This is a genomic window from Mesorhizobium sp. M4B.F.Ca.ET.089.01.1.1, assembly GCF_004022605.1.
Lineage (GTDB): Bacteria > Pseudomonadota > Alphaproteobacteria > Rhizobiales > Rhizobiaceae > Mesorhizobium > Mesorhizobium abyssinicae.
On the sequence record NZ_RZOS01000555.1, the window covers coordinates 1 to 3,313 of the forward strand.

The 3,313-nt window shown below is 64.5% G+C and carries 2 protein-coding genes and 1 pseudogene; 2 read left to right on the top strand and 1 reads right to left on the bottom strand.

The window, feature by feature from the left end; translation table 11 throughout:
* Positions 1-180 (top strand): annotated as a pseudogene (locus EN780_RS30480) (nuclear transport factor 2 family protein); the annotation flags it as partial.
* A 90-nt stretch (positions 181-270) separates the two neighbouring features.
* Complete coding sequence (locus tag EN780_RS30485) at positions 271-2,319, top strand: M3 family metallopeptidase (RefSeq protein ID WP_128276139.1); 2,049 nt, start codon at positions 271-273, stop codon at positions 2,317-2,319.
* Between the two features lie 159 nt (positions 2,320-2,478).
* Here EN780_RS30485 and EN780_RS30490 read toward each other — a convergent pair.
* Positions 2,479-3,313, bottom strand: an 835-nt coding sequence (locus tag EN780_RS30490; RefSeq protein WP_133372782.1) for an MlrC C-terminal domain-containing protein, incomplete at its 5' end; no start/stop codon positions are given.

The window sequence follows — 3,313 nt, forward strand, 5'->3', positions numbered from 1 at the left end:
GTCGCCGGCGCCACGATCCGTCATCGCATCGAGAAGTCGGAAGCCGGTGTCACCACGGTGATCGCCTGCTACGACTTCCCCAGCAATGACATGCTGATGCGCGAGACTTTCACCGTCGCCGGCAATCGCATCACCGCCAGCTCGCAGGCTGCGATCGCGGAGAGCTGCGAAACCTACTGACCAATCCCGATCCGGTTGCAAGGTTGCGCGCGAGAGGCCCGCGCCCTACATCGGTCTCGCCTCCCATTGCCACCAACCGAAAGCTCTTCCATGTCATCAGCCGTCGATCTCGCCGCCCATCCGCTGACCAAATGGCAAGGGCCGCTCGACCTGCCGGATTTTGCGCGCATCGGCGACGGCGATTTCGGCCCGGTCTTCGACGCGGCGCTGAAGGCGCATGAGGCCGAGATCGACGCCATCGCCGGCAACAGCGAAACGCCCACCATCGAGAACACGCTGGCCGCCCTGGAACTCGCCGGCGAGCCGCTCGACCATGTCTCATCGATCTTCTGGTGCCGGGCCGGCGCCCACACCAATGAGGACATCCAGGCGCTGGAGCGCGATATCTCGCCGAAAATGTCGCGGCATTTCTCGGCGATCTCGATGAACGAAAAGCTGTTCGCCCGCATCGACGATCTCTACCAGCGCCGCGAAAGCCTTGAGCTGGACGCCGAGACGCTGCGCGTGCTGGAAAAGACCTGGAAGGGTTTTGTTCGCTCGGGCGCCAGGCTCGACGCCGACGGCAAGAAACGGCTGGCCAGGATCAACGAGGAGCTGTCCTCGCTCGGCACCAGTTTCGGACAGAACGTGCTGGCCGACGAGCGCGACTGGGCTCTGTTTCTCGACGAAGCCGATCTTTCCGGCCTGCCGGATTTCCTGAAAAGCGCCATGGCGCAAGCCGCCGAGATGCGCGGCCAGAAGGGTCGCTATGCCGTGACGCTGTCGCGTTCGATCTACGAGCCGTTCTCGACCTTCTCGGAGCGCCGCGACCTGCGCGAGATCGCCTTCCGCGCCTTCACCATGCGCGGCCAGAACGGCGGCGCCTCCGACAACACGTCGGTTGTTCGCGACATGCTGAAGCTGCGCGCCGAGAAGGCAAAATTGCTCGGCTACGGCTCCTTCGCGGCGCTGAAGCTCGACGACACGATGGCCAAGACGCCGAAGGCGGTGCACGCGCTGCTCGACCCGGTCTGGGAGAAGGCGCTGGAGAAGGCGGCGAGCGACCAGAAGGAATTGGAGCGGCTGGCGGCAGAGGCCGGCAGCAACGAAAAATTCGCCGCCTGGGACTGGCGCTTCTACCAGGAGAAGCTGCGCGCCGAAAAATTCGCCTTCGACGAGGCGGAGCTGAAGCCTTATCTGCAGCTCGACCGCATCATCGAGGCCTGTTTCGATGTCGCGACGCGGCTGTTCGGCATCAGCTTCGAGGAGAGAAAGGGCATCGCCGCCTGGCATCCGGATGCGCGTGTCTTCGTGGTGAAGAACGCCGACGGCAGCGAGCGCGGCCTGTTCCTCGCTGACTATTTCGCCCGGCCCTCAAAACGCTCCGGCGCCTGGATGAGCGCGCTGAAATCCGGCTACACGCTCGGCCAGGGCTCGCAGCCTGTCATCTACAACATCATGAATTTCGCCAAGCCGCCGGCCGGCGAGGCGGCCCTGCTGTCGGTGGACGAGGCGAAGACCCTGTTCCACGAATTCGGCCATGCGCTGCACGGCATGCTGACCGAGGTCACCTGGCCCTCGGTTTCCGGCACGTCGGTGAGCCGCGATTTCGTCGAACTGCCCTCGCAGCTCTACGAGCACTGGCTGACGGTGCCGGCGGTGCTGGAAAAGCACGCGCTGCATGTCAAGACCGGCAAGCCGATGCCGAAGGACCTGCTCGACAAGATGCTGGCCGCCCGCACGTTCGGCGCCGGCTTCGCCACGGTCGAGTTCACGGCCTCGGCGCTGATCGACATGGCCTATCACGCACGCCCGGACGCGCCATCCGAGCCGCTTCGTTTCGAGACCGAAACGCTCGACAGGCTGGACATGCCCGACACCATCGCGATGCGCCACCGCACCCCGCATTTCGGCCATGTCTTCGCCGGCGACGGCTATTCGGCCGGCTATTACTCCTACATGTGGTCGGAAGTGCTCGACGCCGACGCCTTCGCCGCCTTCGAGGAGACAGGCGATCCCTTCAACCCGGCGCTGGCCGAGCGGCTCAAGCTAAACATCTACGCCGCCGGCGGCTCCAAGGATCCAGAAGAGCTCTACACCGCGTTTCGCGGGAAAATGCCGTCGCCGGAGGCGATGATGGTGAAGCGCGGGTTGGTGTAGCGCAGATAATCTCCCCCCTCGAGGGGGGGAGATGGCCGCAAAGCGGCCAGAGTGTCGGTTCGACTGGACGCGACCTCCTGCGGCAGATGGAGGCTAGCGCTTCACGCGCGAGGACCCCCTCTGTCGCCTTTGGCGACATCTCCCCCTCAAGGGGGGAGATTAGAGCCACGGGTCCTTCACCCTCGGCCAAACTGGCCGCGTCAGCTTCCTGTAATCCGTCACCGCCGGATTGCTCGGATAGGAACTCGGTGCCGAGACATAGATGATCTCGGCGGCGATCGGCGCGAAGCCGGCATAGAAATGGTTGGTCGACTTGATCAGCAGGATGTCCTTCGACAGCGGATCGATGCCGATGTTGGAGAAAATGTCCGGTTCGAAGGTCTGCGTGCGGTTGGTGTTGAGGATGACATCGACTTCGGTGCCTTCGATACGGACCACTGCGGCCGACCCGAGCGTCACCCGGCTTGGCCCGAAACTCTGCCAGCCTTCGCCGATCGCCTTGAGCACCTTGACGCGCGCATCGATCGGCTCGCCTGCCAGTGGCCCGGCCTTGCCGCCGAAGCGCAGATCGATGACGGCGCCCTTGCCTGCCGCATGACAGAACGTCACCGCGATTGGATCCCAGATAGTCGCCATGCCGACATTGCTGATGCCGCGCACGAGCAGCTCGCGCAGCACGACGGTGCCGTCGCCGGCAACGCCGCCGCCGGGATTGTCCCAGATGTCGGCGATGACCACCGGCCTGTCCGGATTCTCCTTGCGCACGGCAAGCGCGCGCTCGATGCCGTCGGCCGTGTTCAGCATCGTCATCGCCGTCTTTTCGCGCATGGCGTAAAGCTCGCGCCCCAAGCTTTCCGCCAGCGCATCGCCCTTTTCCTTGTCGTTGTCGGTGACGACCAGGATGCGCGTGCCCATCTCGGGCACGTCGGCGGCCATGAAGCCATGGATAACCGAGACCGACAGCACGCCGTCCTTGCCGTGCAGCGCCTTGATG